This window comes from Arthrobacter sp. MYb214, from assembly GCF_002979865.1.
In the GTDB taxonomy this organism is placed as follows: Bacteria; Actinomycetota; Actinomycetes; order Actinomycetales; family Micrococcaceae; genus Glutamicibacter.
This window is the reverse complement of sequence record NZ_PCPZ01000004.1, coordinates 179377-203791: the sequence shown is the minus strand read 5'-3', so window position 1 is coordinate 203791 and position 24415 is coordinate 179377. Positions and strand designations below refer to the sequence as shown.

Below are 24415 nucleotides of genomic sequence, written 5' to 3'. Positions count from 1 at the left end.
ACACGCCCAACGCTGCCGCCATCGGCACAGCGGTACTCGGAGCCAGATAAATGCCTATCAAACACGGATTAATTCCATAATCCAGAAGGAATCCATTCCGCATAACGAAATTATCTTTTTTCATTGCGGAATATTGTGACGTGCCTTACAGTTGACACCATCCAAGCCACGGGCACATACCTCGGAGCGAGTCCATCCTCAGGAGCAGCCATGAAAATCAAATCCGCAGACGACTTCCGGGTCGCTGAGCCAACCCCCAAGAAACCTTTCTACACTTCCCTGTTCTTCCAGCTTGGCGTCGCAATCGTCGCCGGCGTCTTGATCGGCCACTTCCTGCCGAAGGTCGGATCCGAGTTGCGCCCGCTGGGCGACGGATTCATCATGCTGATCAAGATGATCATCGCCCCGCTGATCTTCCTGGTGATTGTCACCGGCATTGCGGCGGTGGGCGATGTCAAGGCAGTGGGACGCGTTGGCGTCAAGGCATTGGTCTACTTCACCTGCGCCACACTCTTCGCCCTGGTCTTCGGCCTGATCATTGCCAACCTCTTCCAGCCAGGCGCCGGGTTGAACATCGACCCGTCATCCCTCGACGCCGGGGCCATCGAAGAGAAATCCGGAGAGGCCAAGGGGGCCGCCGACTTCATCCTGGGAATCATCCCGGTCAGCGTCATCGGCGCCTTCGCGGATAATAACTTGCTGCAGGTGTTGTTCTTCTCGGTCTTCTTCGGCGCAGCCATCGTGGTGGTCGGCCAGGAACGCTGCGCACCACTGCTCGCGGTGTTCGAGAACGTCCTGGAGCTGATCTTCAAGGTCATGAGCTGGGTCATGCGGGTCGCACCCCTGGGTGCCTTCGGCGCCATGGGCTTCATCATCGGCCAATACGGCATCGAGACACTGGGCACCTATGCGAAATTAATTCTCGCCTGCTACGCCGCGGCCCTGCTGTTCATCGGCATCCTCTTCCTGATCGCCTGGGGATTTGCGCGGGTTCCGCTGTGGCAATTCATCAAGTACACCCGCGAGGAATTCCTGCTGGCCCTGGGCACCGCATCAACCGAGTCGGTGATGCCTCGCATCATGACCAAGCTGACCAACGCCGGATGCTCCCGCGCCACCACCGGCTTGGTGGTCCCGACCGGATATTCCTTCAACCTCGACGGTGCGGCCATCTACTTGTCCATCTCGCTGCTGTTCCTGGCCCAGGCGTTCGGCCACAATCTCAGCTTTGGCCAGCAGCTTGCCGCCCTGGGCATCCTGCTGCTGACTTCCAAGGGCATGGCCGGCGTCCCTGGATCCTCGTTCTTGGCCCTATCGGCGACGGCAGCCGCCCTGGGCATCTTCCCGGTGGCCGGCGTGGCCCTGTTGCTGGGCGCGGACCGCATCATGGATTCGATGCGCGTTGCCGTGAACCTGCTGGGCAACTGCGTGGCCACCTTCGTGGTCGCCAAATGGGAAGGGCAGTTCGACCGCGAGGCAATGAAGCGCGCCTTCGCCGGGGAAATCACCAATGAGGACTCGGCCCGCATGCTCGGACGCGATGAGGAATGGGAAGCCATGGAGGCCGAACGCGTAGCCAACGGCGGCCAGCCTTCACCGAAGTTCGGCGGTGGCCCCACCCCGGAGGCCCTGCTCAAGTTCGATATGAGCCCGGCAACCGAAGCCGAAGCAGCTGCGGCCACGCAAAAAAGCTACCCCGATGAGGAACGCGCAGAAGCGCGCAGCTGAGTCAGGCGGTTGCCGCACGGAAAACTGCGGGGACCTTGAGAGCTAATCGGCCGGGGTGCACTGGAGCTTTCCAGTGCACCCCGGCCGATGGCCGTTCCACCTGCTGGCAGGGAAACTCGTCTCCAGGCAGGCCTTGCTAGATGGCGCTCCAGCCGGTATCTGAAGCCAGGACCACGCCGTTGATGTTGGTGCTGTCCTCGCTGAGCAGGAAGGTGATCGAGGCGGCGAGCTGGCTTGCGGTAGCCATGCCCGGAATGATGCCCATCAGCGGAGGGATTACCTGCTGGGCAAATTCGGAGGCCATTGGAGCCTCGATATTGGTCTGCACCGCACCCGGAGCCACTGCGTTGAAACGCAGCCCCTTCTTGCCGTACATGACAGCCGAGTTCTTGGTCATGCCGATGACCGCGTGCTTCGAGGCCGTGTATGCGACGCCGGCGGCCGAGCCGCGCAGGCCAGCTTCCGAAGCCACATTGACCACGTTGCCCTGGCCGGCCTCGAGCATCAGCGGGACCACCGAACGGGTCAGCTTCAGAACGGAATTGACGTTCACATTCATGACCCGTTCCCAGGTCGAGTCCTCGATCTCGTGGATCGGCTCGAACTTGTCCATAATGCCGGCGACGTTGGCCAGCGCATCGATCCGCCCCTCGCCAGCTGCCACTACCTGGTCCACTACCGCTTGGTCGGTGATGTCGCCGGCCACAACGGCAACGTCCAGATCCGGGTTCTCGGCAACAAGCTCATCGCGCCGTTCGCGGCTGATGTCCGCGGCGATCACCTTGCCGCCTTCCTTGGCCACGCGCAGCGCGGTGGCCTTGCCGATGCCCGAACCGGCGCCAGTGACCACCACTGTCTTGCCGGCAAAACGTTCTGCGGTGACCTTTTCCTGCCATGCGTTTTCCATGCCCATAACCGTTCCTTCTGGTTGCCGATGAATTGGTAGTTTCATGTTATGACACACTGTGTCTTAACTCAATGGGCCATAATTGGGATATGCCTGACACCCGAGATTCCGTTGCCACGCACCTGCCTGGGCGCCCGCAGTCCATTGATCCCGACTCCGTGGCCCGCACCGCCCTGGCGCTCTTCGCCAAGCATGGCTATGGCGAAGTCTCGATGGCGCAAATTGCCGAAGAAGCGGGAATCGGACGCAAGAGCCTCTACCGCTATTTCGCTTCCAAGGCGGATTTGGTGTGGGGCGGCCTGCTGGAAGCTTCGGCCATTTCAGACGGCGCCTTCGCCTCGGCGAAGCAGGAGGGCCACGACCTGGTGGGTGCCATGCACGCTGCTGCGGTGGCAGCTTTCGATTCGCTGCCGGATCCGGAGGTCACGCGAGGACGCCTGCGGCTTATCGCTGACCAGCCCGAGCTCCTGGCCCAGGCCTCGATGCGGATGGGCAAGGACAACGAGCGGGTGCTGCGGCATTTCTCGGAAGGCGGGGTCAGCGCGCAGACGGCGCCCTATCTGGCGCTGGCCTTCGGCACGGTGACTTTTGCAGCATGGATCAGCTGGGCGCAATCTGCTGACCCCAGCCCGGAACCGTACTTGGCCGAGGCGATCAAGGTGCTTCGCTTGCCGTAGCCTGTAGCGGTTGCTAGCGCTTCTCCGCCCAGTTGTCATCGATCATGGCCGCGAAGTCGAAGGCTTCATCGAGGATCTCGCGAAGTGTACTGCCCGCCGTCCCAACCCAACGGGTCAGTGCATGGTCGTAAAGGGCCAGACCCAGCAACGCGGCGGTTTCAGCCAGCCGCTGGTTCGCGCAGAACGGCGACAGCGCCTGGGCCAGCGCTACCTGCTGCTCTCGCCGGGATTCCTGCCAGCTGGCCCGGAGCGCAGGGGTGCTCCTGACCAGCTCAATGCGGCCCTGCATCGCCACCGGATCCTGCTCAGCGAATACTACTGCCGATTCAAAGCTGCGGCGCAAAAGCTCCAACAAGCTCTCGCCCGGATGCGAAGACATGGAGCTGGCCATGTCGGAGAAGTGCGCGGTCATGGAACGCAACGCAGTAACTACCGCGTCCTCTTTTGACGAGAAGTACCGGAAGAACGTGGCACGGGATATTCCGATTGCCTGGGCTGCCTGCTGGGCGGTGACGTTCTCCATGCCGCGTTCGGCGAACACGGCATAAACCTGTTCCGCCAACTCGGCTTTCATCTTTTCGCGCACTCGATCGCGAACCACGCTTCCCATGGCAAGAATTTTACTCTGAGATTCAAGGGCAGAAGTGAGACACAGTCTCTTTATGCTGGTCATTGCCACTTTAGCTACGGTGTGTCGTTTCGGCCGCAGTTCACGGAACTCAATAAATCACGGAACATGATGACCGCTGAATCCTGCTTCGCTAGGCTCAAGAAGAGAGAAACTGACTACTCGAAGGACCACCATGGCACAGCAGATCGCAAACAGCATCGACCTCGGCCAGGGGTTGGAAGCCACCTCGCAGGGTTTTGGTTGCATGTCCCTGAGCGGGCCCTACGGATCGGCCGACGATGCCGAATCCCTGCGCACCTTGAACCATGTTCTTGATCGCGGCGTCACGTTCCTGGATACCGCCAACATCTACGGCGAAGGGCACAACGAAACCCTGCTCTCGCAGGTGCTCAAAACCCGTCGCGGCGAAGTCACCCTGGCAACCAAGGCGGGCATCGTGCGTCCGAAGAATCCGGGAGACCCACGCGCTAATGGCGACCCGGACTTCATCAAGAAATGCATGGATGCGAGCCTGCAGCGGCTGGGCGTAGACCACGTTGACCTGTACTACTACCACCGGGTGGATTCCCGGGTGCCAATCGAGGAGACTGTCGGAGCCTACAAGGAGCTAGTCGAAGCAGGGAAGGCCCGGCACATCGGCTTGTCCGAAGTGACTTCCGAGGAGCTGCGCCGAGCCCACAAGGTGCATCCAATTTCCGCGATCCAGATGGAGTACTCGATTTTCAGCCGGGACATCGAAAGATGGCTCTTGCCAGCCGCCAGTGAACTCGGCGTGGGCCTGGTGACCTACGCGTCGCTGGGTCGCGGGTACTTCACCGGAGAAGTTGATTCCCTGCAGCAGCTTGAAGCCAACGACATCCGCCATAACTTCCCGCGCTTCGAAGCGGCCCGCATGCAGCACAACCATCCATTGCGGCAAGTCATCGCGGAGGTGGCCCAGCGCGAAGGTGTTTCAACCGCCCAGGTGTCACTGGCGTGGGTTTATGAAAAAGCACGCGCATTCAATGTGGCCGTCTCCCCGATTCCGGGGACCCGCTTCAGCGCGCACTTCGAGGATAATCTGGGGGCGCTGGATGTCCGCTTATCCCTGGAATCAATGTCGCAGCTGGATGCCTTGGCTGCCCAGGTGGACGGTGAGCGCCAAAAGGACGTGATGTCGGTGTCCAAGGGCCGTGAAGAGGTGCAGATGGCCCGGATGTAGCTTCGCTGATCGCTACTGCGTAGAGTCGTGAAGGTAGCGCATAGCCAGCAGCTGGCAGCAGGAAAGGACTATCCCATGAGAATCGCTTTGGCGCAGGTTCTGAGCACCGCTGATCCGCAGCGCAATCTGGTAACAGTGCGCGATCATGCGCGCCGGGCAAAGGAAGCAGGCGCCTCGCTGGTGGTCTTCCCCGAGGCCATGCAGGTTTCCTTCGGCCACGATCTCGCCAAGTACGCGCAACCCCTGGATGGGCCCTGGGCTACACTGATCCGCCAGCAGGCGCGGGATATAGGCATCACCATTGCCGTGGGCATGTTCACCCCCGGTGAAGGCGGCCGGGTACGCAACACCTTGCTGGTCGCCGGTGAAGGCGTAGATACCCACTATGACAAGATCCACCTCTACGATGCCTTCGGCTATGCCGAGTCGGATTCGGTGACGCCCGGAACTTCTCCGGTGCAGTTCGAGCATGAGGGAACGACGATCGGTTTGGCCACCTGCTACGACTTGCGGTTCCCGCGCTTGTTCACCCGCCATGCGAAGGCTGGTGCAGCGGTCAATATCGTCAGCGCTTCGTGGGGCCAGGGCGAGGGCAAGGCCGAGCAGTGGACCACCCTTGCGCAGGCCCGCGCCTTGGACGCGACGACGTTCGTGGTGGCAGTGGACCAGGCTGATCCTGAAAGCATTGGACGCAAGATCACCGGTACCGCGCCTTTGGGCGTCGGGCATTCGGTGGTGGTTGATCCGCTAGGACGCATTATTGCCCGGGCCGGTGCAGAACCCGAGCTGCTGGTAGTCGATCTGGATCTCAGTCAGGTCCAGGCCGCTCGCAAGCAGCTGCCGGTGCTGGCCAACGCGGTCGACCTGTAGCCAGGCGGTTGGCTCAGCAATTGAGGCTTACCAGCCAGCCCATCGCTGGCGCCGGCGGCGAGGATGGGATCCCGGATATTACTGCGCGCTTCCAGCAGGACCCTTGAGGGGATGTGCTCGCCCAATCCGAGTTTCCGCCCGTGCGCTTTTCGATGCCATGGCCCACCGCTAAGTGCGAGAAGCCCGCGAGGCTACCGCCCGCCCGCTGCGCGATAGCAGGGATATTCCGCTGGATCTAGTCGCGAATTCAGCGAAAGCGAGGCAGAAGCGTAGCGGTGTTGCGGTCGCCAGATGAATCGCCAGCACTACTCGCGGCCCGCCTGCCGGCCTGCCAACCGTGGCCCGGACGCTGCCCTTGGCGGTCACGAGGATGCACACTGATTAACCGAGGATGCCCTGGGGCCGCATACCGCTAACCCCAGATGCTGCTGATCGGTGAATAGTCGTTGGAATACTGCTCTTCCCCCGCCTTGCGCCTTCCACTAGTCTGATTAGGATCCACCATGAATTTTGCCTGCCATCGGAGCCTTCAGTGCCACTAGCCTTACCCGAATCCACGCTGCCCCATCCCTCCTCGGCTCCTGCGCTGAATTGGGGCATCCTCGGGCCGGGGTGGATCGCCTCGCAGTTTGCCGCATCGCTGAACGACTTGACCGCCAGCCGGCTCGCAGCAGTCGGCTCGCGCACCTTGGCCCGCTCCGAGCAGTTCGCACGCACCTACGGAGACGCCGGAACCCGGGCCTTCGGCTCCTATGCCGAGGTGCTCGGGGACCCTGGGGTGGATGTCGTCTACATCGCCGTCCCGCACAGCGGCCACGCGGAACTTGCGCTCGAGGCGATCGCCGCGGGCAAGCATGTCCTGGTGGAGAAGCCAATGAGCCTGGACGCCGGGCAAACTTCCCGGATCATCGAGGCGGCCAAGGCTGCCGGAGTTTTCGCCATGGAAGCCATGTGGTCACGATTCCTGCCCATCGGCAATGTGGTTTCACAGGTCGTCAAGTCCGGAATCCTGGGGCAGATCATCACCGTCCAGGCTGATTTCGGCGCCAAGTTCGAGGTCGACTACGACTCGCGCATCTACGACCCGGCGCTCGGCGGCGGGGCCCTGCTGGATGTCGGCGTCTACCCTATTGCCTTCAGCGCCATGGTCTCCCCTGCCAAGCAGCTCCTGCACGCTTCGGGACGCATGGCCAAAACCGGGGTTGACGCTACCTTCACCGCGGTCCTTTCCAATGTAGACGGTTCCACGGCAATGGTCTTCAGCAGCATCGAAACCGATTCGCCGCAGGGCGCATGGATTGCCGGCACGCAGGGCACCTTGGAACTCCAGCGCCCGATTTGCTGCGGTTCCGGGCTGGTGCTGCGCAGTGCCGACGGCAAGATCGCCGACAGCCGCGAGTTCACGGAAACCTCGCCTACTGCCGGTTTGGGCTGGGAAGCGGCCCACGTGGCCCAGTGCATTGCCCTGGGCCTGGCCGAATCCCCGGTCATGCCGCTGGCTGAATCGCTGGCGATTGCGCAGACCATGGACCAGATCGCGGCCACGCTGCGCACCAGCTAGTTTTCCAGGCCGCTGCGCTTCAGCTTGGCGCAATCAGCCGCGCTGGGCCGAAGCCTTCCAGGCGCTGTGGACCATCTGCTGCAGGCTATGGCGCATCTGCCAATCAAGGTCGCGGGCGGCCAGCTTCCCGTCGGCGACAATGCGCGCCGGGTCGCCCGGGCGGCGCGCTTCTTCCACCGCGGTGAAACCGATGCCGGTGGCCTTCGCTACCGCATCCATGATCTGGCGCACCGAGACGCCATCGCCGGAGCCCAAATTGTAGACCGGCTCCAATACCTCGCCGGCTTCCAGTTTCCTGGCCGCCTCCACGTGCGCCAGCGCCAGGTCGGCGACGTGCACGTAGTCGCGCACGCAGGTGCCGTCCTCGGTGTCGTAGTCGGTGCCGAAGATCTTCGGCGTCTTTCCGGCATTCAGCGCCTGGAACACCAGCGGGAACAGGTTGTGCGGGCTGGCATCGTAGAGTTCTTCGCTGCCCGAGCCGACCACGTTGAAGTAGCGCAGCGAGGTGTGCTTCAGCCCGGTAGCCACCGCCTGGTCGCGGATCAGCCATTCCCCCACGAGCTTGCTCTGTCCGTACGGGGATTCGGGGAAGGTGCCGGTGGATTCGGTCACCACATCTTCGTCCGGGGTGCCGTAGACGGCTGCCGAGGAGGAGAAGACCATGTTGTGCACGCGGGAGGACGCCATGGCTTCGAGCAGGTGCGCGGTGCCGGTGACATTCTGCTCGAAGGCCAGCAGCGGGTGCTTCACCGATTCGCCGGCATACTTGTAGCCGGCCAAGTGGATGACCCCGGTGACCTCGTGGCGCTTCATGATTTCCACGAGCTTTTCGGTCTGCAGGATGTTCAGCTGGTAGAACGGCACCTGTTCGGGAACGAAGCCGTGCACCCCGCTGGACATCGAGTCCACGACGACCGGCTCAAGGCCTGCCGCGGACAGCGAACGCACCACGTGGGATCCGATATATCCGGCTCCGCCGGTCACTAGCCAACTCATGCCCGGCCTGCTCCTTCGTCTGCAATTACGGTGAAAATGGCCGGCTCGACATAGCCGGCCTGGTCAAAGGCTTCGCGGACGGCCTGGCAGACCGGTTCGATCTGCTCGCGCTTGACCAAGGCAATGGCGCTGCCGCCAAAACCGCCACCGGTCATCCGGGCTCCGATCGCCCCGGCCGCCATGGCCGCTTCCACGGCGGCGTCCAGTTCCTCGCTGGAAATCTCGTAGTCGTCGCGCATGGATTCGTGCGACTGGCAAAGCAGCTTGCCCACCGCGGGCAGGTCGCCTTCGCGCAGCGCGAGGACAGTATCCAGGACGCGGCGGTTCTCGGTCACGATGTGCTTGGCGCGGCGCTTGGCTACCGGGTCCCCAATGGCCTCCAGCTCTTCGATGCTGTGCACCTCGCGCAGCGATGCTACCTCCAGCACCGCGGCGGCCTGCTCGCAGCTGGTGCGACGGGCGGCGTAGCCGCCATCCACGTGCGAATGCTCTACGCGGGTGTCCATGACCAGGACCACCGCGTCATGCTGCGCCAGCGGCAGCGGCACGGATTGGGATTCCATGGATCGGCAATCCAGGAACAGCGCATGCTGGGCATGGGACATCAGCGAGGCGCTCTGGTCCATGATCCCGGTCGGAGCACCCACGAATTCGTTCTCGGCACGCTGGGTCAGCTGGGCCATCTGCACCTTGGACAGGCCCAGGCCGTAGAGATCGTCCAGCGCCACGATGGTCGCCACTTCCAGGGCATGCGAAGAGGACAAGCCCGAGCCCACCGGGACATCGGAGTCCACCATCAGCTCCAGCCCGCCAATGTGCACGCCATCGAGCTGGCTCAGCGCCCACAGCACGGCGGCCGGGTAGGCGGCCCAGCCGGGCACCGCGCGGGGCACCAGCTCATCGAGGGTAATGGAGGTGACCGGCGGTTCGTCGCCCGCCCCGTAGGTGGAGGCGAAATCCAGCACCTGGCTGCCCGGCTCCAGCTGCGACTTGCGGCGCACGGCCACCAGCGCGTTCTTGTCGATGGCGAAGGGCAGCACATAGCCCATGTTGTAGTCGGTGTGCTCGCCGATCAGGTTCACCCGTCCCGGGGCCCGCCAGATGCCTTCCGGGTGGTGGCCGTAGGCCTTGGTGAACTTCTCGCGCAGGGCGTTGACGCGCGCCGCGGTTTCCTTCGTTCCGCTGCGGCTCATGGCATGACCTCGCGCAGCCGTGCAGCAGTCTGCTCGGCCGGGACGTCGTTGATGAAAGCGCCCATGGCAGCTTCCGATCCGGCCAGGAACTTCAATTTGTCAGCGGCCCGGCGCGGGCTGGTCAGCTGCAGGTGCAGCCGTGAGGCCTTGCGGGCCCCGGGCTCCAGCGGAGCCTGGTGCCAGGCGGCGATGTACGGGGTGGGCGTCGGGTACAGTGCGTCGAATCCGCGCAGCAGGTCCCGGTACATCACGGCCAGCTCGGCTTTTTCGTCCGCATTGAGCGCGGCGAAGTCCGGCACGTGGCGGTGCGGCACCAGGTGCGCTTCCAGCGGCCAGCGGGCCGCGTAGGGCACGAACACGGAGAAGTGCTCGCCCTCGGCGACCATGCGCGTGCCCTCCTTGCGCTCGAAGTCCAGGATGTCGCCCATCAGGGTGCGCCCGGTTTTCTCCAGGTGCGCGATGCCCTGGCCGGCCATCTTGGCGGCGGTTGGCGCGAGGTACGGGTAGGCGTAGATCTGCCCATGCGGGTGGTGCAGGGTCACGCCGATATCCTGGCCGCGGTTCTCGAACACGAACACCTGCGCAATGCCCTCCATGGCGGACAGGGCGGCGGTGCGCTGCGCCCAGGCCTCGATGACGGTGCGCGCCCGGGCATCATCCAGCGATGCGAAGGAACCGGTGTGCTCGGGGGTGAACACCACGACCTCGCAGCGCCCGTAGGCCGGGGCCGGCTGCTGCACCGGTGCGGCCGCTGGAATCCGGCCCAGTGCCGGGCCCAGGGACGGGAAGCGGTTCTCGAAAACCACCACGTTGAAGTCCTCGGCAGGGATTTCGCTCTGCCGCCCGTGGACGCTGGGGCACAGCGGGCATTCTTCCTTGGGCGGGAGGTAGGTGCGCGACTGGCGGTGGGCCGCTACGGCCACCCAGTCCCCGGTCAGCCGGTCGTAGCGCAGTTCGCCAGGCTCCCCGCGCGGATCCAGCGGCCGGGTGTCGGCCACCGGTTCGGGCACGGCGGCATTGGCGTCGGCGAAGAAGATCGCCTCGCGGCCATCGGCCAGGTGATGGACCCGGTGGGTCGGTTCATGTGCTGCGGAGCCCTGCGGCATTGCAATCTCTCCAGTTGACTCGTGGTGGTTCCAAAGGTGGGTGGCGCCTGGGATGCTAGCGCGGCTGGACCGGGCCGATCAGCCAGCTGGCTTCGTGGCTGGCGCCCGGTGCCAGGGCGATGACGTCCTGGCCGGAGTTGTAGCCGCCCGGCGGGCAGGTCATCGGCTCGATGGCCAGGCCGGTGCGGTCCAGGGCCGGATCATCGCGGTCGGCGGTGTGTATCTGGACCCACGGGCAGGCTTCGTCCCAGGTGATGTGCGATCCGACGCCCCCGGCGTCGGTGATCTCCGCGCGGAAAGAACCGTCCGCGCGGGCAGCCAGGCCAGTGTAGGCATGGTCGATGAAGAGATCCCCGATGGGCTTCGGGGTGCGGAAATCCAGCTCGGTGCCGGCGGCCTGAACCGTGTCGCGCGGCAGCAGGCGCGGGCCTTCGGTCAGCTGCACCTTGCCAGCTGGCAGGGTGAAGGTCCATTCATCCGCCTTCTTGCCCGGGGCGACCAGGTAGGCGTGCGAACCCCAGCCGAAGGGCGCGGTGCCCGTCCCGAGGTTGGTGGCGGCAGCGACGGTGCGCAGCCCGCCGGCCTCCAGCCGGTAGCCGATCACCAGCTGCACCTCGTACGGATAGCCGGCGCTCGGGGCGATGACGGTGCGCAGCTGGGCGAAGTCGGCACGGTGCTCGATGATCTCGAAGCCGGTATCGATCACCAGGCCGTGCAGGGCATGGCCGCGCTCCGGCTCGGTGACCGGCAGCTGCAGCTCTTGGCCTTCCCAGCTGTAGGCCCCGTCGATCACCCGGTTGGGCCACGGGGCCAGGATGGCGCCGGCGAAAACCGGGCGCGGCCCGTGCGGGTCGAAAGCGCGCACCAGCGGGCGGGAGCCGTACTGGAGGGAAACCAGGGTGGCGCCCACCGTGGCCACTTGCGCGGTGAAGCCATGGGCTTGCAGCGTCAGCACCGTTCCATTGGCGGTGTCCTTCAGGGGCAGTGCGAGGCGGTCCATGTCTTCATCCTTCTTGCTGGGCCATCGAAAACGTCGGGCACGCATGGGCCCTCCCGCAATCGCGTGCGGGAGGGCCCATGGCACCAGTGGCAGGCTAGTTGCCGGCGCCCGCGCGGCGCTTGTTGTAGATGTCGAAGGCGACTGCCAGAAGCAGCACAACGCCCTTGACGATCTGCTGGGTGGAGGCGCCCACGCCCATCAGCTGCATGCCGTTGGAGAGCACCGCCATCACCAGGCCGCCGACGATCGCGCCGGTCACCCGGCCCACGCCGCCGGTGGTCGAAGCGCCGCCGATGAAGCAGGCCGCAATGGCGTCCAGCTCGAACATGTTGCCGGCACCCGGCTGGGCGCCGTTGGAACGCGAGGAGAAGACCACGCCGGCCACGCCCGAAAGCAGGCCCATGTTGATGAAGATCCACATGTTGATCTTCTTCACGTTCACGCCCGAAAGCTTCGCGGCGGACAGGTTGCCGCCGATGGCGTAGACGTGGCGGCCGAAAACGGTCTTGGTGGTCAGCACGTGGTAGCCCAGGATCAGGGCAGCCAGGATGATCAGCACGATCGGCATGCCGCGGCTGGTGGCGATCTGCCAGAAGAACCAGAGGATGATGATGCCCGAGATGATGTTCTTGGCCAGGAACATGGCCATGGATTCAACGCTCTGGCCGTACTTGGCGCGTCCAGCGCGGTTGCGCCACTGCGAAACGAACAGTCCGGCCACGGCGATCACGCCGATGATCACGGTGAACAGGTCGAATCCGTTGCCGCCCAGCAGCCCGTTGAGGAAACCGCCGGCGATCTGGCCGTATTCGCCGGGGAACGGCGAGAGCGACACATTGCTCAGCACTTCGTAGGTCAGGCCGCGGAAGAGCAGCATGCCGGCCAGGGTCACGATGAACGCGGGAATGCCCACGTACGCCACCCAGAAGCCCTGCCACAGGCCGCACAGGGCGCCCACGGCGATGCCGGCGAGCATGCCGACCCACCAGGGCAGATCCCCCTTGATGACAATGACCGCGGAGACCGCACCGGTCAGCGCCACGAGGGAGCCGACCGACAGGTCGATGTGCCCGGCGACGATCACCAGGATCATGCCCAGGGCGAGGATCAGCACGTAGGAGTACTGCAAGATGATGTTGGTGATGTTGATCGGGCTGAGCAGCAGCCCGTTGGTCAGGATGGTGAACAGCACCACGATGAGCACGAAGGCAATGTAAATGCCCGAGGTGCGCAGGTTCTTGGTGAAGATATCCTTCAGCTCGCTTGTGATGGTCATCGGGTGCTTTCCTTCTCGATGGTCATGAGTTCCATGAGGCGTTCCTGGGTGGCTTCGCTGCTGGGCAGCTGGCCGGTCATTCGGCCGTAGGCCAGGGTGTAGATGCGGTCGCAGATGCCCAAGAGCTCTGGCAGTTCGGAGGAGATCACCAGCACGGCCTTGCCGGCAGCCGCCAGCTCGTTGATGATGGTGTAGATCTCGTATTTGGCGCCGACGTCGATGCCGCGGGTGGGCTCGTCGAGGATCAGCAGCTCGGGTGCGGTGTGCAGCCATTTGCCCAGCACGACCTTCTGCTGGTTGCCGCCCGATAGGTTCCCGACCTTCGCCATCACGTTCGGGGTCTTGATGCGCATGGACTTGCGGTAGTGCTCGGCAATCTGGATCTCCTTGTTGCCGTCCACGAAGCCCTTGGAGGAGATCTTGTCCAGGCCGGCCGCGGTGGTGTTCACGCGGATGTCCTCGATCAGGTTCAGCCCGAACTTCTTGCGGTCCTCGGAAACGTAGGCGATGCCGGCCTTGATGGCCTTGCCCACGGTGGAGGTGTCCACCGGCTTGCCGTCCATCTTGACCGTGCCGGTGATGTTCCGGCCATAGCTGTGGCCGAAGATGCTCATCGCCAATTCGGTGCGCCCGGCGCCCATCAGTCCTGCAATGCCGACGATTTCGCCGGCGCGGACCTCCAGGTTGGCGCCTTCCACCACGGTGCGGTCCTGCTGGACCGGGTGCTGGACCGACCAGTCCTGGACCTCGAAGACCACGTCGCCGATCTGCGGTACGCGTTCCGGGTAGCGGGAGGACAGTTCGCGGCCCACCATGCCGCGGATGATGCGGTTCTGGTTGGACTCGGGATCGGCCATGTCCAGCGCCTCGATGGACTGGCCATCGCGGATGATCGTGGTGGTGTTGGCAATGTCCTCGATCTCGCCGAGCTTGTGCGAAATGATGATCGAGGTGATGCCCTGTTCGCGCAGTCCGCGCAGCAGGTTCAGCAGGTGCTCGGAGTCGTCGTCATTCAGCGCGGCGGTCGGTTCGTCCAGGATCAGCAGCTTGACGTTCTTGCTCAGCGCCTTGGCGATTTCCACCAGCTGCTGCTTGCCCACGCCCAGCTGGCCTACCGGGGTGACCGGCAGTTCGTCCAGGCCCACGCGGGCCAGCAGGTCCGCGGCGCGGTGGTTGGTCTCGTTCCAGTCGATGAAGCCGCCGCGCGCGGTTTCGTTGCCGAGGAAGATGTTCTCGGCCACCGACAGGTACGGCACCAGCGCCAGCTCCTGGTGGATGATCACGATGCCCTGGGCTTCGGAGTCCTTGATGTTCGAGGCCTTGAGCTCTTCGCCTTCGAAAATGATCTGGCCCTCGTAGCTGCCGTGCGGGTAGACCCCGGAGAGCACCTTCATGAGGGTGGATTTTCCGGCGCCGTTCTCTCCGCAGATAGCGTGGATTTCGCCCTTGCTAACCGAAAGGTTGACGCCGTCCAGCGCCTTGACTCCGGGAAAAGTCTTGGTGATGTCCTGCATGTGCAGGATCGTGGTGTCCATAGTGCAGACGTCCTTGGTGTGTGCTGTGAGCGGTGCATCCGGTGGGCGGGAGGGCGGCTTGCCCTCCCGCCCACCGGATTGCGGCCTGGGAGACTACTTGGTCTGGCCGGCCTTGACTTCCTCGGCCGTGTAGTACTCGGAGTCGACCAGCAGGGAGGTGATGTTGTCCTTGACGACGATGTCCGAATCCAGCAGGTAGGAAGGAACAACCTTCTTGCCGTTGTCGTAGGTTTCGGTGTCATTGGCTTCCGGCTCGCCGCCGCCTGCGTAGGACTTCACTGCCTCGACAGCCTGGGTAGCCAGCTTGCGGGTGTCCTTGAAGATGGTTGCGTACTGCACGCCATCGTCGATCAGCTTCACCGAAGCGATTTCTGCATCCTGGCCCGAGATGATCGGCAGGCCGGCCTCGATGGTCTTGCCGTAGCCGGCGTTGGACAGTGCGGTGATGATGCCGCGGGAGATGCCGTCGAATGGCGAGAGGATGCCGTCGATCTTGGTCTTGCCGCCCTGGTAGTGGGCGGTGATCAGGTCTTCCATGCGCGACTGGGCTTCTTCCTGGCTCCAGCGCAGGGTAGCTGCCTGCTCGATCTTGGTCTGCCCGGACTTGACCGTCAGGGTGCCGTCATCCAGGTAGGGCTTGAGGGTATCCATGGCGCCCTTCCAGAAGAAGTGCGCGTTGTTGTCGTCGATCGAACCGGCGAAGAGCTCGACGTTGAACTTGCCCTCCTTGCTGGTGCGCTTGCCTTCCTCATCGGCCAGGCCCATGCCGGTCAGCAGCGAGGTTGCCTGCTGGACGCCGACGTTGTAGTTGTCGAAGGTGACGTAGAAGTCGACGTTCTCGGTGCCGTTGATCAAGCGGTCGTAGGAGATGATCGGGATGTTCTGGTCCGCTGCGGCCTGCAGCTGGGTGGACAGCGCGGTGCCGTCGATGGAGGCGACTACCAGGATGTCGCTGCCCTTGGTGATCATCTGGTCGATCTGCTGCTGCTGGGTGGGGATGTCGTCATTCGCGAACTGCAGGTCGACTTCGAAGCCAGCGGCTTCCAGCTGGGACTTGACGGCTTCGCCGTCGGCAATCCAGCGCTCGGAAGTCTCGGTTGGCATTGCCACGCCCACCTGGATGTCCTCAGGTGCAGTCGACTCGCCTTCGCCGGCTCCTGCTCCGCCGCCAGCGCCACCGCCGCTGCACGCTGCCAATGCGCCGACCAGTGCCAGCGATCCCATGGTCGCCGCGGCCTTGCGGGTCCAATTATTCCATGCCATCTTTTCCTCCTTGAAAGGTTGCCATATCTGCGAGTGAGACTGGACTCACACTATGTTAGCGCTAACACAGTGATTTCAGCCACCCTCTATGTAAATAAATTAAGATTCCTTACTCATTGGTAATGCACGCCCCGCCACGGGGCGCGCATTACCTGGGCAGGTGTCCTTCGAACCGCTAGAAACCCTGCGCCAAGCGGTAGTAGCTCTGGTTCACGCGAATCTGCTGCGCGAAGTTCCGGCGGGTGGTTTCCTCATCGATAACCAGCAGCTCGGTGCCTGCGATTTCAGCGAAGATCTCGAAAGCCTCGATCCCCGCGGCCGTGGACATCACCGTGTGGTGCGCACCGCCGGCAGCCAGCCAGGACTCGGCGGAAATATTGAAGTCCGGCCGCGGGCTCCACACCGCGCGCGCCACCGGCAGGTTCGGCAGGTCCGCCGGCGGGGTGACCACATCCACCACATTGGCAGTCAGGCGGAAGCGCTCGCGCATATCGGCCATGGACACGACCACCGCACCTTCGGCAACGTCCGCGTTGAAGACCATGCGCACCGGATCCTCGCGGCCGCCGATGCCCAGCGGGTGGATTTCAACCCGCGGCTTGGAGGTGGTCAGCGACGGGCAGACCTCGAGCATGTGGGCGCCGAGGATCAGCTCCTTGCCGGGAGTCAGGTCGTAGGTGTAGTCCTCCATCAGCGAGGCGCCGCCCGGCAGGCCCTCGCCCATGACCTTGGCGGCACGCACCAGTACCGCGGTCTTCCAGTCGCCTTCGGCGCCGAAGCCGTAGCCCTTGCCCATCAGGCGCTGCACAGCCAGGCCCGGCAGCTGCTTGAGCCCGCCCAGGTCCTCGAAGTTGGTCGTGAACGCCATGGCGCCGGCCTTGGACAGGAAGGCTTCCAGCGCAATTTCCTGGGATGCGGCATAGCGCAGCGACTCGTGGCGGGCACCGCCGGCGCGCAGTTCGGGCACGACTTCGTATTCGCGCTCGTACTCGGCGACCAGCGCATCGATGTCGGCCTCGGCCACGGCCTGGACCGCTTCGACCAGGTCGTTGACGGCCCAGGTGTTCACCGAGACGCCGAAGCGGATCTCCGCCTCGGTCTTGTCCCCCTCGGTCACCGCGACGTTGCGCATGTTGTCGCCGAAGCGGACCAGGTTCAGGTTTTGCACGGCGTTGAAGCCGGCAGCGCCGCGGATCCAGGTGCCCACGCGGCGGGATACGGCCGGGTTGGAGACATGGCCGACCACGGTGGTGCGGGCCGCGCCCAGGCGGGTGGCCAGGTAGGCGTACTCGCGGTCGCCGTGGGCGGCCTGGTTCAGGTTCATGAAGTCGAAGTCGATCGAATCCCAGGGCAGTTCGACATTGGCCTGGGTGTGAAGGTGCAGCAGCGGCTTCTGCAGGGCCTTCAGGCCGTTGATCCACATCTTGGCCGGGCTGAAGGTGTGCATCCAGGTGATGACGCCCAGCACTTTGTCATCCGAGTTTGCTTCCAGCATTGCGCGGCGGATCGATTCGGAGTCCTTCAGGACCGGCTTCCACACGATCCTTGCCGGAACGTCGGCGGACGCATCCAGCGCCTGCGCGACCTCGGTGGACTGCTGCGCCACCTGGCGCAGCGTCTCTTCGCCGTACAGGTCCTGGCTGCCGGTGAAGAACCAGATTTCTTGGGTGTTATATGCCTTGGCCATGATGTCCTTACTGTCCGTAGACGTTCTGGTAGCGCTCGTAGAGCGAGTCGATATGCTTCTGGTCGATCGCGACCGGGTTGCCTAGCTGGCGCGAGATGTGCACGGTTCGTGCCACTTCCTCGCACATCACCGCGGCTTTGACTGCGGCCTTGGCGTCCTTTCCGATCGTGAAAGGACCGTGGTTGCGCATCAGCACGGCCGGGCTGCGGGACTCGCTCAGCGTGGACACGATGCCGCGGCCAATCGAATCATCGCCAATGATGGCGAAGGGGCCTACCGGGATCGGGCCGCCGAATTCGTCGGCCATCATGGTCAGCACGCAGGGAATTTCCTCGCCGCGCGCCGCCCATGCGGTGGCGTAGGTGGAGTGGGTATGCACCACGCCGCCCACCTGCGGCATGTGCTCGTAGGTGTAGGCATGGGCCGCGGTGTCCGAGGACGGGGCGCGGGTGCCATCGAGCAGCTTGCCGTCCAAGGTGCAGACCACCATGGACTGCGCGGTCAGCTCGTCGTAGGCGACGCCCGATGGCTTGATCACGAACAGGTCCGCGGAGCCGTCGGCGATTTCCGGGTGGCGCACGCGCTGCGACACGTTGCCGGCAGTCCAGACCACCAGCTCATAGCGCGGCAATTCGGCGTGCAGGTCGGCAACAATCTGGCGGACCGTGGCCACCTCGTCCTGCATTGACTGCGGGTAATCCGCCAGGATTCGTGGTTGATTCATCGGTTTCTCTTTTCGTCCGAAACTGTGTGCGATGCCTAGATGGCGGTAATGGCGGTGCGCTGAATGGCCAGGCCGGCTTCATAGGTTTCCAGGTAGGCCTCGAAGCCGGCACGGTCATCGGCCTGCGGCTCCGCGAGGCTCAAAGCGGCACCGGCGAAGACTTCGGAATCCAGGAATTCAGGCAGGGACTGCTGCAGGCCATCGAGGACTCGGCGCCGGTACGCTGCCAGGACGGCGATGCCCCATGCACCTCCGTGTCCGGCGCTGTCCCCGACAAGGACGGGAGTGTTGATCGCAGCGGCCAGCAGCCGTTGGGCCACCCCGGCGGTGCGGAAGATGCCGCCATGGGCAAACATCTGCTTGACCTCGACGCCTTCGGCGGCCAGCACGCGCAGTCCGAGGCTCAGCGTGGCGAACATGGCGTACACCTGAACACGCACGAAGTTGGGCAGGTTCAGCGTGGAGTCCGGGGTGCGCAGGATGGCCGGACGGCCTTCGGCAAGACCCGCTACCGGTTCGCCGGAAAGATTGTTGTAGGCCAGGAGCCCCGCACCATCGGCAGCACCCTGAAGGGCCGAACGCAGCAGGGTTTCGAAGACCGCGTTGTCGTCGGCGTCGCTGCCCAGCGCCCGGGCGAACTGCCCGAAGACCTGGGCCCAGGCGGCAAATTCGCTGGCGCCGTTATTGCAGTGGACCATGGCTACCGGATGCCCATCGGGCGTGGTGACCACGTCGATTTCGTGGTGCACTTCCTTGAGCGGCGCGTCGAGGACCACCATCGCGAAAATGGAGGTTCCGGCGGAGATGTTGCCGGTGCGCTGGGCTACCGAATTGGTAGCCACCATGCCGGTTCCGGCGTCTCCTTCCGGTGGGCACAGCGGGCTGCCAGGCTGGAGCTGGCCGGTGGGGTCCAGGAGCAAGACCCCGGCTTCGCTAAGCGTGCCAGCATCTGCACCGGCGGGCAGTGCCGCGGGCAGCATTGAGGAAAGCCCTGCGGTCGCGCCATGCCGGGCAGCCACCGCGTCAAAGGCGGAAAGCATCCGTGCATCGTAGCTGCCGGTGGCTGAATCGATGGGGAACATTCCCGCGGCATCGCCCACGCCAAGCACAAAATTTCCGGTGAGAAGCTCATGCACGAATCCGGCCAGCGTGTTCAGGCGGGAAACTTTCGACACGTGCTCTTCGCCGTTGAGCAGCGCTTGGAAGTAGTGCGCTACGGACCAGCGCTGCGGGATATTGAAGTCCAGTTCCTCGCTGAGCATCGCCGCCGCTTTTGCCGTGGAGGTGTTGCGCCAGGTGCGGAAGGGAACCAGCAGTTCCCGGTCGGCGTCGAAGGCGAGGTAGCCATGCATCATCGCGGAGATTCCAACGGCTCCTAGCTGCGTTGGGCGTACTCCGTGGCGCTCTTGGGCATCTTCCAGCACCTGGGCCATAGAGTCCTGCAGGCCGGCGACGATGGCTTCGCGGGAGTAGGTCCAATTCCTGTTTTCGTACTGGTTCTCCCAGGCGTGGCTGCCGCTGGCAAGCTGCTGGTGGCCGGGGCCGATCAGGCTGGCTTTGATATTCGTTGAACCGAACTCGATGCCCAGCACGGCTTCGCCGTTGCTGATGATCTCGCGGGCGGTTGGCCCGTTGAGCTGTGTTGCCATGAAATCTCCGTTCGCACAGCTCGGTGAGCAGCGCCATAGCCATCGTTTCCTGCTCCACTCGCGAAAAATGCGCTGGCAGAACAAAACCTCGATCCAATGTTAGCGCTAACAATTTGTGATCCGCAATACCGGATCCCGGACTCGGGGAATGAAGCGCTTGCCTAGCGGGCGTTGGGCGGTGCGGTACTCGCCCGGATTACCAGCGTTGGCGCAATCACTTTCGGGACCCTGTCAGCCGTGGCGCCTTCCAGCAATTCCATCAGCGCAGCATGGCCGACATCGCGGAAAGGCTGGCGAACCGTGGTCAGCGAAGGGATCAGGAAATTGGAGATTTGCAGGTCGTCGAAACCGATAACCGAAACGTCATTGGGCACTTCCAGCCCGGCTTCCCAGAAAGCACGCAGAACACCGGTGGCAAGGTAATCATTCGCTGCGAATACTGCCGTAACTTCGCCGGCGCGTATCGGGTCAACCAGACGCTGGCCTGCCTCATAGCCGCTCTGGGCCTGCCAGGATTCAGCTGGCACCTCAACAATCGGGGCCTTGGCTTCCAGCATTTTTTCCCGCCAGCCGATCTGCCGTTCGGTGGCGTCGAACCAGCCGGTCGGCCCGGACACGTGGACGATCTTGCGGTGCCCCAGGGCCAGAAGATGACCAGTGGCCAAGCGCGCGCCTTCACGCTGGTCGATGTACACGTAATGCGCCGGATCCGCGTCGGGAACCTCCGTGCGAGCGGCCACGACCACCACTGGAATCGTCAGGGCAGCATCATCCAGGGCATCGATCACCTTTTCGAAGGGCGCAACCATCACCACGCCATCAACGCCCTGGTCCACCAGGTGGCTGAGGGCTTCGCTCGCGCTGTGCGCGTCATAGCGATCCAGTGCGGTAACGGTCACGAAATATCCCTGCGCACGGGCAGCGGCCTCGATGGCCAGCACGGTGGATTGCGGTCCGAAGAATTCGCTGCCGATGGTCAGAATGCCGATAGTGCTCGAGTGCGATGTGGCCAGTGCCCGCGCGGCTCGGTTGCGGCGATAACCCAGCTGCCGGATGGCATCCAGCACCTGGTCGCGGGTTCCCGCCCTGACGTTTGGATGGTCGTTGAGCACGCGGGAAACCGTCTGATGGGACACCCCAGCCAAGGCCGCCACATCCGCCATCGACGGGGGCCGGTTTCCTGGGCGCCCTTCACCGGGCTGAGCAATGTTCACAACGGTCATTATTGCAAACACCTTCGAAACAGCCACTGTCGCGGGCGAATATCCAGTCAATCAGCGAGCCGGATTACTGCATTCCCTTGAAGGTATATAACGCACTTTCGCCTTGAACCATTGAAAAACCGGTGATGAACAGACGTATCCTGCACTCGCAGACCAGCCTAGCGGCGGCTCGGAAAAAACTCATGGAGAATATGCCCGGGCGTATTACTTTCCGGGGAGCAGTGGGCATATGATCTTGGAAGCACCTTTGTACTGACAACTGTACATTTCGTTTCCACGCATGCATTCCACACGCCAAGGAGGACCAATGGCAAAACTGTCCATGAATGTCACAACAAGTTTCTACGGGAATGTTGCCACCGACATTGCAACGGCACGGTCGGCCGGATTCGGCGGCATCGAGCTGCAAAGCCCGAAACTCTATCGCTATCTTGATGCCGGCTTTTCTGTGCACACGCTTCCAGAAATGCTCACGGGCCTTGAAGTGACAGGAATCGGCGCAGTCCTTGATCTTGAACGCCAAGGCACCGCACGGGATGACATGCTCCGGGAAGTCAGGCGGATGGCCGAAATCGCCACAGTGGTCGGCGCACCGATCCTGCAAATGTGCACCGGGCCAGTGGACTGGAATGTGGTCAAGGATTTCAAGTCCGGAAAACTCGCAGCATCTGATGATCGCTACCGCGGGACACTCGGCCTCTCGGAACCGGAGGCCATGGCCATTGCCGCCGATAATGTATCTGCTGCCGCCGGGATCGCCGCAGAGCACGGGCTGGAGATCTACTTGGAACCGCTGGCTTGGTCGAATATCAATCGGTGTCGGCAAGCCCTGGAAATTATTGAGCGTTGCGGTCGCGAGAACGTCGGCATCGCCTTGGACACCTGGCATTTCTGGACCGTCGGGGACACCTTGGAAGAAGTGGCCGCGTTGCCCAAGGAACTGATCAAGGCGGCCCATATTTCCGACGGGTTGGATCTGGATCGGCGCCATGAGGTTCCGGCCCAGGACGTGCACCGCAATGTCGTCATCGGCGGTGGCGCCATCCCATTGCAGCAGTGGGTGGACGCGATCAAGTCCACCGGCTATGACGGCTGGTGGGTTTCCGAGATGTTCTCTGACCGCGCCAATGAGCACGACTTCCACAAGGTTGCCAGCACCATGCGCAATCTTCTGGACATCATGGTCTCCTGACTTCAACCAACTTCACGAGGTGCCTTCAATGCAAAGATTCGCCCTGATCGGCGCCGGCTTCATCGGCTCGGTGCATGCACACAACTTGGCCGCACACCCGGAGATCGACTTTAAACTGGTCTACGACATTGACCCTCAGCGAGCTGCTGCTCTGGCCTCGCGACATGGCGCCAAGGCAGCAGCAACGCTCGACCAGATTTTCGGCAACGACGGCCTGGACGCAGTGTTCATCGCGTCATCAACGGATTCCCACGCCCAGAACCTCCGCCTTGCAGCCGATGCGCGCCTGGCGGCTCTCGTCGAAAAGCCAATCGACCTCGACTTGGAAACGGCAAAGGCGACGGTAGCCTACGTTGAACGTTCAGGAATCAAGGCCATGGTCAATTTCAACCGGCGCTTCGATCGCGCTCACGCAGAGCTCAAGGAGCTCGTGCACTCCGGGCGAATCGGCGATCTGGCTTTGCTCCAGTTGACTTCGCGTGGCCCGGCATTGCCACCACTGGCTTACCTGAAAAATTCTGGCGGCCAGTTCCGCGATCAGGCCGTGCACTTCTATGATTTGGCACGCTGGATATCAGGCCAGGATCCCCTGCAGGTGCACGCCTTCGGCTCGGCCCTGGCCGTCCCGGAGATTGCGGAATTTGGCGATGTGGACACTTCGATCAGTTCGCTGCAGTTCCCTAGTGGAGCGATGGCCCAAATAGATTGTGTGCGCCATACGAATTACGGCTATGACGAACGCATCGAAGCGCTGGGGTCTGAAGCCATGGCCGCATCTGAACGGCAACCCTCGGGGCACGTCAGCCTGTTCCAAGGGCAGCACGCGCAATCCCACGGGCTGCACGGCAACTGGTTCGACAGGGTCCAGCCAACCTATGCCGCCAGCTTGGGAGCCTTCGTTCAGGCACTGGACGAAGACCGGGAAGTACCTGTCACGTTGCGTGAGGGGCTCAAATCCCAGGCCATCGCCCAGGCCGCGGTGCGTTCCATCGCTACTGGCCATAGTGAAATGATTGACTACTCGCTCTAAGCACTGGGACAGCTAAGGCCTGGGCTTCTTCACCATCGCGAAGAAGCCCAGGCTTTAGTTGCGGTTGGGTCAGGCTGTTGCTTGAGAGTTCGCGCCCGCCTCTGCCTCTGCCAGCTCTTCATCATGTCCACCAAGCTGTTCAAGCTCATGAGCCAGTTCAGCGAGTTCAGCGCCACCGGCCATCTGGGCGGTCAGCTCTTCGACGGTGATTTCCGACTTCGAGTAGTACCCGATGGAGCGGCCGCGTTTCAGCAACAGGAACGAGTCCCCTACCGGATACGCGTGATGCGGGTTGTGCGTAATGAAGATGACACCCAACCCGCGGTCGCGCGCCTGGAGGATGTAGCGCAGCACCACGCCGGACTGTTTGACGCCCAAGGCGGCGGTGGGCTCATCGAGGATCAGGACCTTGGCTCCGAAATATACCGCGCGAGCGATGGCTACGCACTGGCGTTCACCGCCGGACAGCTGGCCGATCGGCTGCTCGACGTCACGCAGATCAATGCCCATGTCGGAGAGCTCCTGCTTGGTGATGTCCTTCATTTTCTGCACATCAAGCTTCTTGAACAGCCCAACCCCGGTGGTCAGTTCCGAGCCGAGGAAGAAGTTGCGCCAGATCGGCATCAAAGGAACGACCGCCAGGTCCTGGTACACCGCGGCGATGCCGGCATCCAGTGCGACGCGGGGACTCTTGAGCTTGATGGCCGAGCCATGCAAACTGAACTCTCCTTCATCGTGCTGGTGCAAGCCGGCGATGATCTTGATCAGCGTGGACTTGCCGGCGCCGTTATCCCCGAGAACGCAGGTGACCTTGCCCGGATCCACCACCATGTCGACACCGCGCAGGGCGATGATGCTTCCGTAGTGCTTGCCAACTCCCTTGAGGGTCAGCAGGTTGTCGCTGATCTTGGGCTCGAGCTTCTCGAGCAGGTCTTCGGTCTTCTTATTCTTGCGAGTCTTCATGAT

At 63.3% G+C, this 24415-nt stretch carries 21 protein-coding genes; 7 read left to right on the top strand and 14 right to left on the bottom strand.

Annotated elements, in window-relative coordinates; all coding sequences use genetic code 11:
• Nucleotides 1-210: 210 nt before the first annotated feature.
• The gene (locus tag CQ012_RS11795) at nucleotides 211-1728 is read left to right on the top strand and encodes a cation:dicarboxylate symporter family transporter (protein WP_105656512.1); all 1518 of its coding nucleotides are present in this window, start codon (nucleotides 211-213) and stop codon (nucleotides 1726-1728) included.
• A gap of 136 nt (nucleotides 1729-1864) precedes the next feature.
• Here the strand turns inward: CQ012_RS11795 and CQ012_RS11790 are convergent, their stop codons facing one another.
• Nucleotides 1865-2635, bottom strand: coding sequence for an SDR family NAD(P)-dependent oxidoreductase (locus CQ012_RS11790; RefSeq protein ID WP_353616148.1), 771 nt, complete (start codon nucleotides 2633-2635; stop codon nucleotides 1865-1867).
• 89 nt (nucleotides 2636-2724) lie between these two features.
• Here CQ012_RS11790 and CQ012_RS11785 point away from each other — a divergent pair, with 89 nt between their 5' ends.
• Nucleotides 2725-3312 (top strand): TetR family transcriptional regulator, encoded by a 588-nt coding sequence (locus CQ012_RS11785; protein WP_105656514.1) that lies wholly within the window; start codon nucleotides 2725-2727, stop codon nucleotides 3310-3312.
• Nucleotides 3313-3325: 13 nt separating this feature from the next.
• Here the strand turns inward: CQ012_RS11785 and CQ012_RS11780 are convergent, their stop codons facing one another.
• Entirely contained in the window at nucleotides 3326-3922 is a 597-nt protein-coding gene (locus CQ012_RS11780) for a TetR family transcriptional regulator (protein WP_181149067.1), read from the bottom strand.
• A 193-nt stretch (nucleotides 3923-4115) separates the two neighbouring features.
• Between CQ012_RS11780 and CQ012_RS11775 the strand changes: the two genes are divergently transcribed.
• The 3 genes from CQ012_RS11775 to CQ012_RS11765 all read left to right on the top strand — a co-directional run bounded on the left by CQ012_RS11775 (nucleotide 4116) and on the right by CQ012_RS11765 (nucleotide 7575).
• Complete coding sequence (locus tag CQ012_RS11775) at nucleotides 4116-5144, top strand: aldo/keto reductase (protein ID WP_105656516.1); 1029 nt, start codon at nucleotides 4116-4118, stop codon at nucleotides 5142-5144.
• Nucleotides 5145-5219: 75 nt separating this feature from the next.
• On the top strand, nucleotides 5220-6014 hold the full coding sequence (locus CQ012_RS11770) for a carbon-nitrogen hydrolase family protein (protein ID WP_105656517.1): 795 nt from the start codon (nucleotides 5220-5222) through the stop codon (nucleotides 6012-6014).
• A gap of 532 nt (nucleotides 6015-6546) precedes the next feature.
• Nucleotides 6547-7575 carry a Gfo/Idh/MocA family protein gene (locus tag CQ012_RS11765; RefSeq protein WP_181148785.1) on the top strand — a complete coding sequence of 343 codons (1029 nt, stop codon included), beginning with the start codon at nucleotides 6547-6549 and terminating at the stop codon, nucleotides 7573-7575.
• Nucleotides 7576-7608: 33 nt separating this feature from the next.
• Here CQ012_RS11765 and galE read toward each other — a convergent pair whose 3' ends face one another.
• The 11 genes from galE to CQ012_RS11710 form a co-directional block, all read right to left on the bottom strand.
• Nucleotides 7609-8571: a UDP-glucose 4-epimerase GalE gene (gene galE, locus CQ012_RS11760; RefSeq protein WP_105656519.1), complete on the bottom strand. Its 963-nt coding sequence runs from the start codon at nucleotides 8569-8571 to the stop codon at nucleotides 7609-7611.
• A complete protein-coding gene (gene galK / locus CQ012_RS11755) occupies nucleotides 8568-9764 on the bottom strand; it encodes a galactokinase (RefSeq protein ID WP_105656520.1) in 1197 nt (398 codons plus the stop codon). Before galK ends, galE begins: the two co-directional genes overlap by 4 nt.
• Nucleotides 9761-10870, bottom strand: coding sequence for a galactose-1-phosphate uridylyltransferase (gene galT / locus CQ012_RS11750; protein ID WP_105662254.1), 1110 nt, complete (start codon nucleotides 10868-10870; stop codon nucleotides 9761-9763). Before galT ends, galK begins: the two co-directional genes overlap by 4 nt.
• Nucleotides 10871-10925: 55 nt before the next feature.
• A complete protein-coding gene (locus CQ012_RS11745; protein ID WP_105662253.1) occupies nucleotides 10926-11870 on the bottom strand; it encodes an aldose 1-epimerase family protein in 945 nt (314 codons plus the stop codon).
• Between the two features lie 94 nt (nucleotides 11871-11964).
• Entirely contained in the window at nucleotides 11965-13146 is a 1182-nt protein-coding gene (gene mmsB / locus CQ012_RS11740; protein WP_105656523.1) for a multiple monosaccharide ABC transporter permease, read from the bottom strand.
• Nucleotides 13143-14681, bottom strand: coding sequence for a multiple monosaccharide ABC transporter ATP-binding protein (mmsA, locus tag CQ012_RS11735; protein WP_105656524.1), 1539 nt, complete (start codon nucleotides 14679-14681; stop codon nucleotides 13143-13145). Before mmsA ends, mmsB begins: the two co-directional genes overlap by 4 nt.
• Nucleotides 14682-14774: 93 nt before the next feature.
• On the bottom strand, nucleotides 14775-15944 hold the full coding sequence (chvE, locus tag CQ012_RS11730; RefSeq protein ID WP_105656525.1) for a multiple monosaccharide ABC transporter substrate-binding protein: 1170 nt from the start codon (nucleotides 15942-15944) through the stop codon (nucleotides 14775-14777).
• A gap of 175 nt (nucleotides 15945-16119) precedes the next feature.
• On the bottom strand, nucleotides 16120-17631 hold the full coding sequence (araA, locus tag CQ012_RS11725) for an L-arabinose isomerase (RefSeq protein ID WP_105662252.1): 1512 nt from the start codon (nucleotides 17629-17631) through the stop codon (nucleotides 16120-16122).
• A 7-nt stretch (nucleotides 17632-17638) separates the two neighbouring features.
• A complete protein-coding gene (locus CQ012_RS11720) occupies nucleotides 17639-18355 on the bottom strand; it encodes an L-ribulose-5-phosphate 4-epimerase (RefSeq protein WP_105662251.1) in 717 nt (238 codons plus the stop codon).
• Between the two features lie 35 nt (nucleotides 18356-18390).
• Entirely contained in the window at nucleotides 18391-20004 is a 1614-nt protein-coding gene (locus CQ012_RS11715; protein WP_105662250.1) for a xylulokinase, read from the bottom strand.
• Nucleotides 20005-20165: 161 nt separating this feature from the next.
• Complete coding sequence (locus tag CQ012_RS11710) at nucleotides 20166-21227, bottom strand: LacI family DNA-binding transcriptional regulator (RefSeq protein ID WP_105656529.1); 1062 nt, start codon at nucleotides 21225-21227, stop codon at nucleotides 20166-20168.
• 307 nt (nucleotides 21228-21534) lie between these two features.
• Between CQ012_RS11710 and CQ012_RS11705 the strand changes: the two genes are divergently transcribed.
• On the top strand, nucleotides 21535-22419 hold the full coding sequence (locus CQ012_RS11705) for a sugar phosphate isomerase/epimerase family protein (RefSeq protein WP_105662249.1): 885 nt from the start codon (nucleotides 21535-21537) through the stop codon (nucleotides 22417-22419).
• Nucleotides 22420-22447: 28 nt separating this feature from the next.
• Complete coding sequence (locus CQ012_RS11700) at nucleotides 22448-23449, top strand: Gfo/Idh/MocA family protein (protein ID WP_105662248.1); 1002 nt, start codon at nucleotides 22448-22450, stop codon at nucleotides 23447-23449.
• A 69-nt stretch (nucleotides 23450-23518) separates the two neighbouring features.
• Here the strand turns inward: CQ012_RS11700 and CQ012_RS11695 are convergent, their stop codons facing one another.
• Nucleotides 23519-24412 (bottom strand): ATP-binding cassette domain-containing protein, encoded by an 894-nt coding sequence (locus tag CQ012_RS11695; protein ID WP_105662247.1) that lies wholly within the window; start codon nucleotides 24410-24412, stop codon nucleotides 23519-23521.
• Between the last annotated feature and the right edge of the window lie 3 nt (nucleotides 24413-24415).

Bases quoted from the DNA above. Each gene is read 5' to 3' on its own strand.
- CQ012_RS11785 (WP_105656514.1), top strand. From the start codon at position 2,725: ATGCCTGACACCCGAGATTCCGTTGCCACGCACCTGCCTGGGCGCCCG.
- CQ012_RS11780 (WP_181149067.1), bottom strand. From the start codon at position 3,922: ATGGGAAGCGTGGTTCGCGATCGAGTGCGCGAAAAGATGAAAGCCGAG.
- mmsB (WP_105656523.1), bottom strand. From the start codon at position 13,146: ATGACCATCACAAGCGAGCTGAAGGATATCTTCACCAAGAACCTGCGC.
- CQ012_RS11790 (WP_353616148.1), bottom strand. From the start codon at position 2,635: ATGGAAAACGCATGGCAGGAAAAGGTCACCGCAGAACGTTTTGCCGGC.
- chvE (WP_105656525.1), bottom strand. From the start codon at position 15,944: ATGGCATGGAATAATTGGACCCGCAAGGCCGCGGCGACCATGGGATCG.
- mmsA (WP_105656524.1), bottom strand. From the start codon at position 14,681: ATGGACACCACGATCCTGCACATGCAGGACATCACCAAGACTTTTCCC.
- araA (WP_105662252.1), bottom strand. From the start codon at position 17,631: ATGGCCAAGGCATATAACACCCAAGAAATCTGGTTCTTCACCGGCAGC.
- galT (WP_105662254.1), bottom strand. From the start codon at position 10,870: ATGCCGCAGGGCTCCGCAGCACATGAACCGACCCACCGGGTCCATCAC.
- galE (WP_105656519.1), bottom strand. From the start codon at position 8,571: ATGAGTTGGCTAGTGACCGGCGGAGCCGGATATATCGGATCCCACGTG.
- CQ012_RS11720 (WP_105662251.1), bottom strand. From the start codon at position 18,355: ATGAATCAACCACGAATCCTGGCGGATTACCCGCAGTCAATGCAGGAC.
- CQ012_RS11715 (WP_105662250.1), bottom strand. From the start codon at position 20,004: ATGGCAACACAGCTCAACGGGCCAACCGCCCGCGAGATCATCAGCAAC.
- CQ012_RS11705 (WP_105662249.1), top strand. From the start codon at position 21,535: ATGGCAAAACTGTCCATGAATGTCACAACAAGTTTCTACGGGAATGTT.
- CQ012_RS11775 (WP_105656516.1), top strand. From the start codon at position 4,116: ATGGCACAGCAGATCGCAAACAGCATCGACCTCGGCCAGGGGTTGGAA.
- CQ012_RS11710 (WP_105656529.1), bottom strand. From the start codon at position 21,227: ATGACCGTTGTGAACATTGCTCAGCCCGGTGAAGGGCGCCCAGGAAAC.
- CQ012_RS11745 (WP_105662253.1), bottom strand. From the start codon at position 11,870: ATGGACCGCCTCGCACTGCCCCTGAAGGACACCGCCAATGGAACGGTG.
- CQ012_RS11700 (WP_105662248.1), top strand. From the start codon at position 22,448: ATGCAAAGATTCGCCCTGATCGGCGCCGGCTTCATCGGCTCGGTGCAT.
- CQ012_RS11770 (WP_105656517.1), top strand. From the start codon at position 5,220: ATGAGAATCGCTTTGGCGCAGGTTCTGAGCACCGCTGATCCGCAGCGC.
- CQ012_RS11795 (WP_105656512.1), top strand. From the start codon at position 211: ATGAAAATCAAATCCGCAGACGACTTCCGGGTCGCTGAGCCAACCCCC.
- CQ012_RS11695 (WP_105662247.1), bottom strand. From the start codon at position 24,412: ATGAAGACTCGCAAGAATAAGAAGACCGAAGACCTGCTCGAGAAGCTC.
- galK (WP_105656520.1), bottom strand. From the start codon at position 9,764: ATGAGCCGCAGCGGAACGAAGGAAACCGCGGCGCGCGTCAACGCCCTG.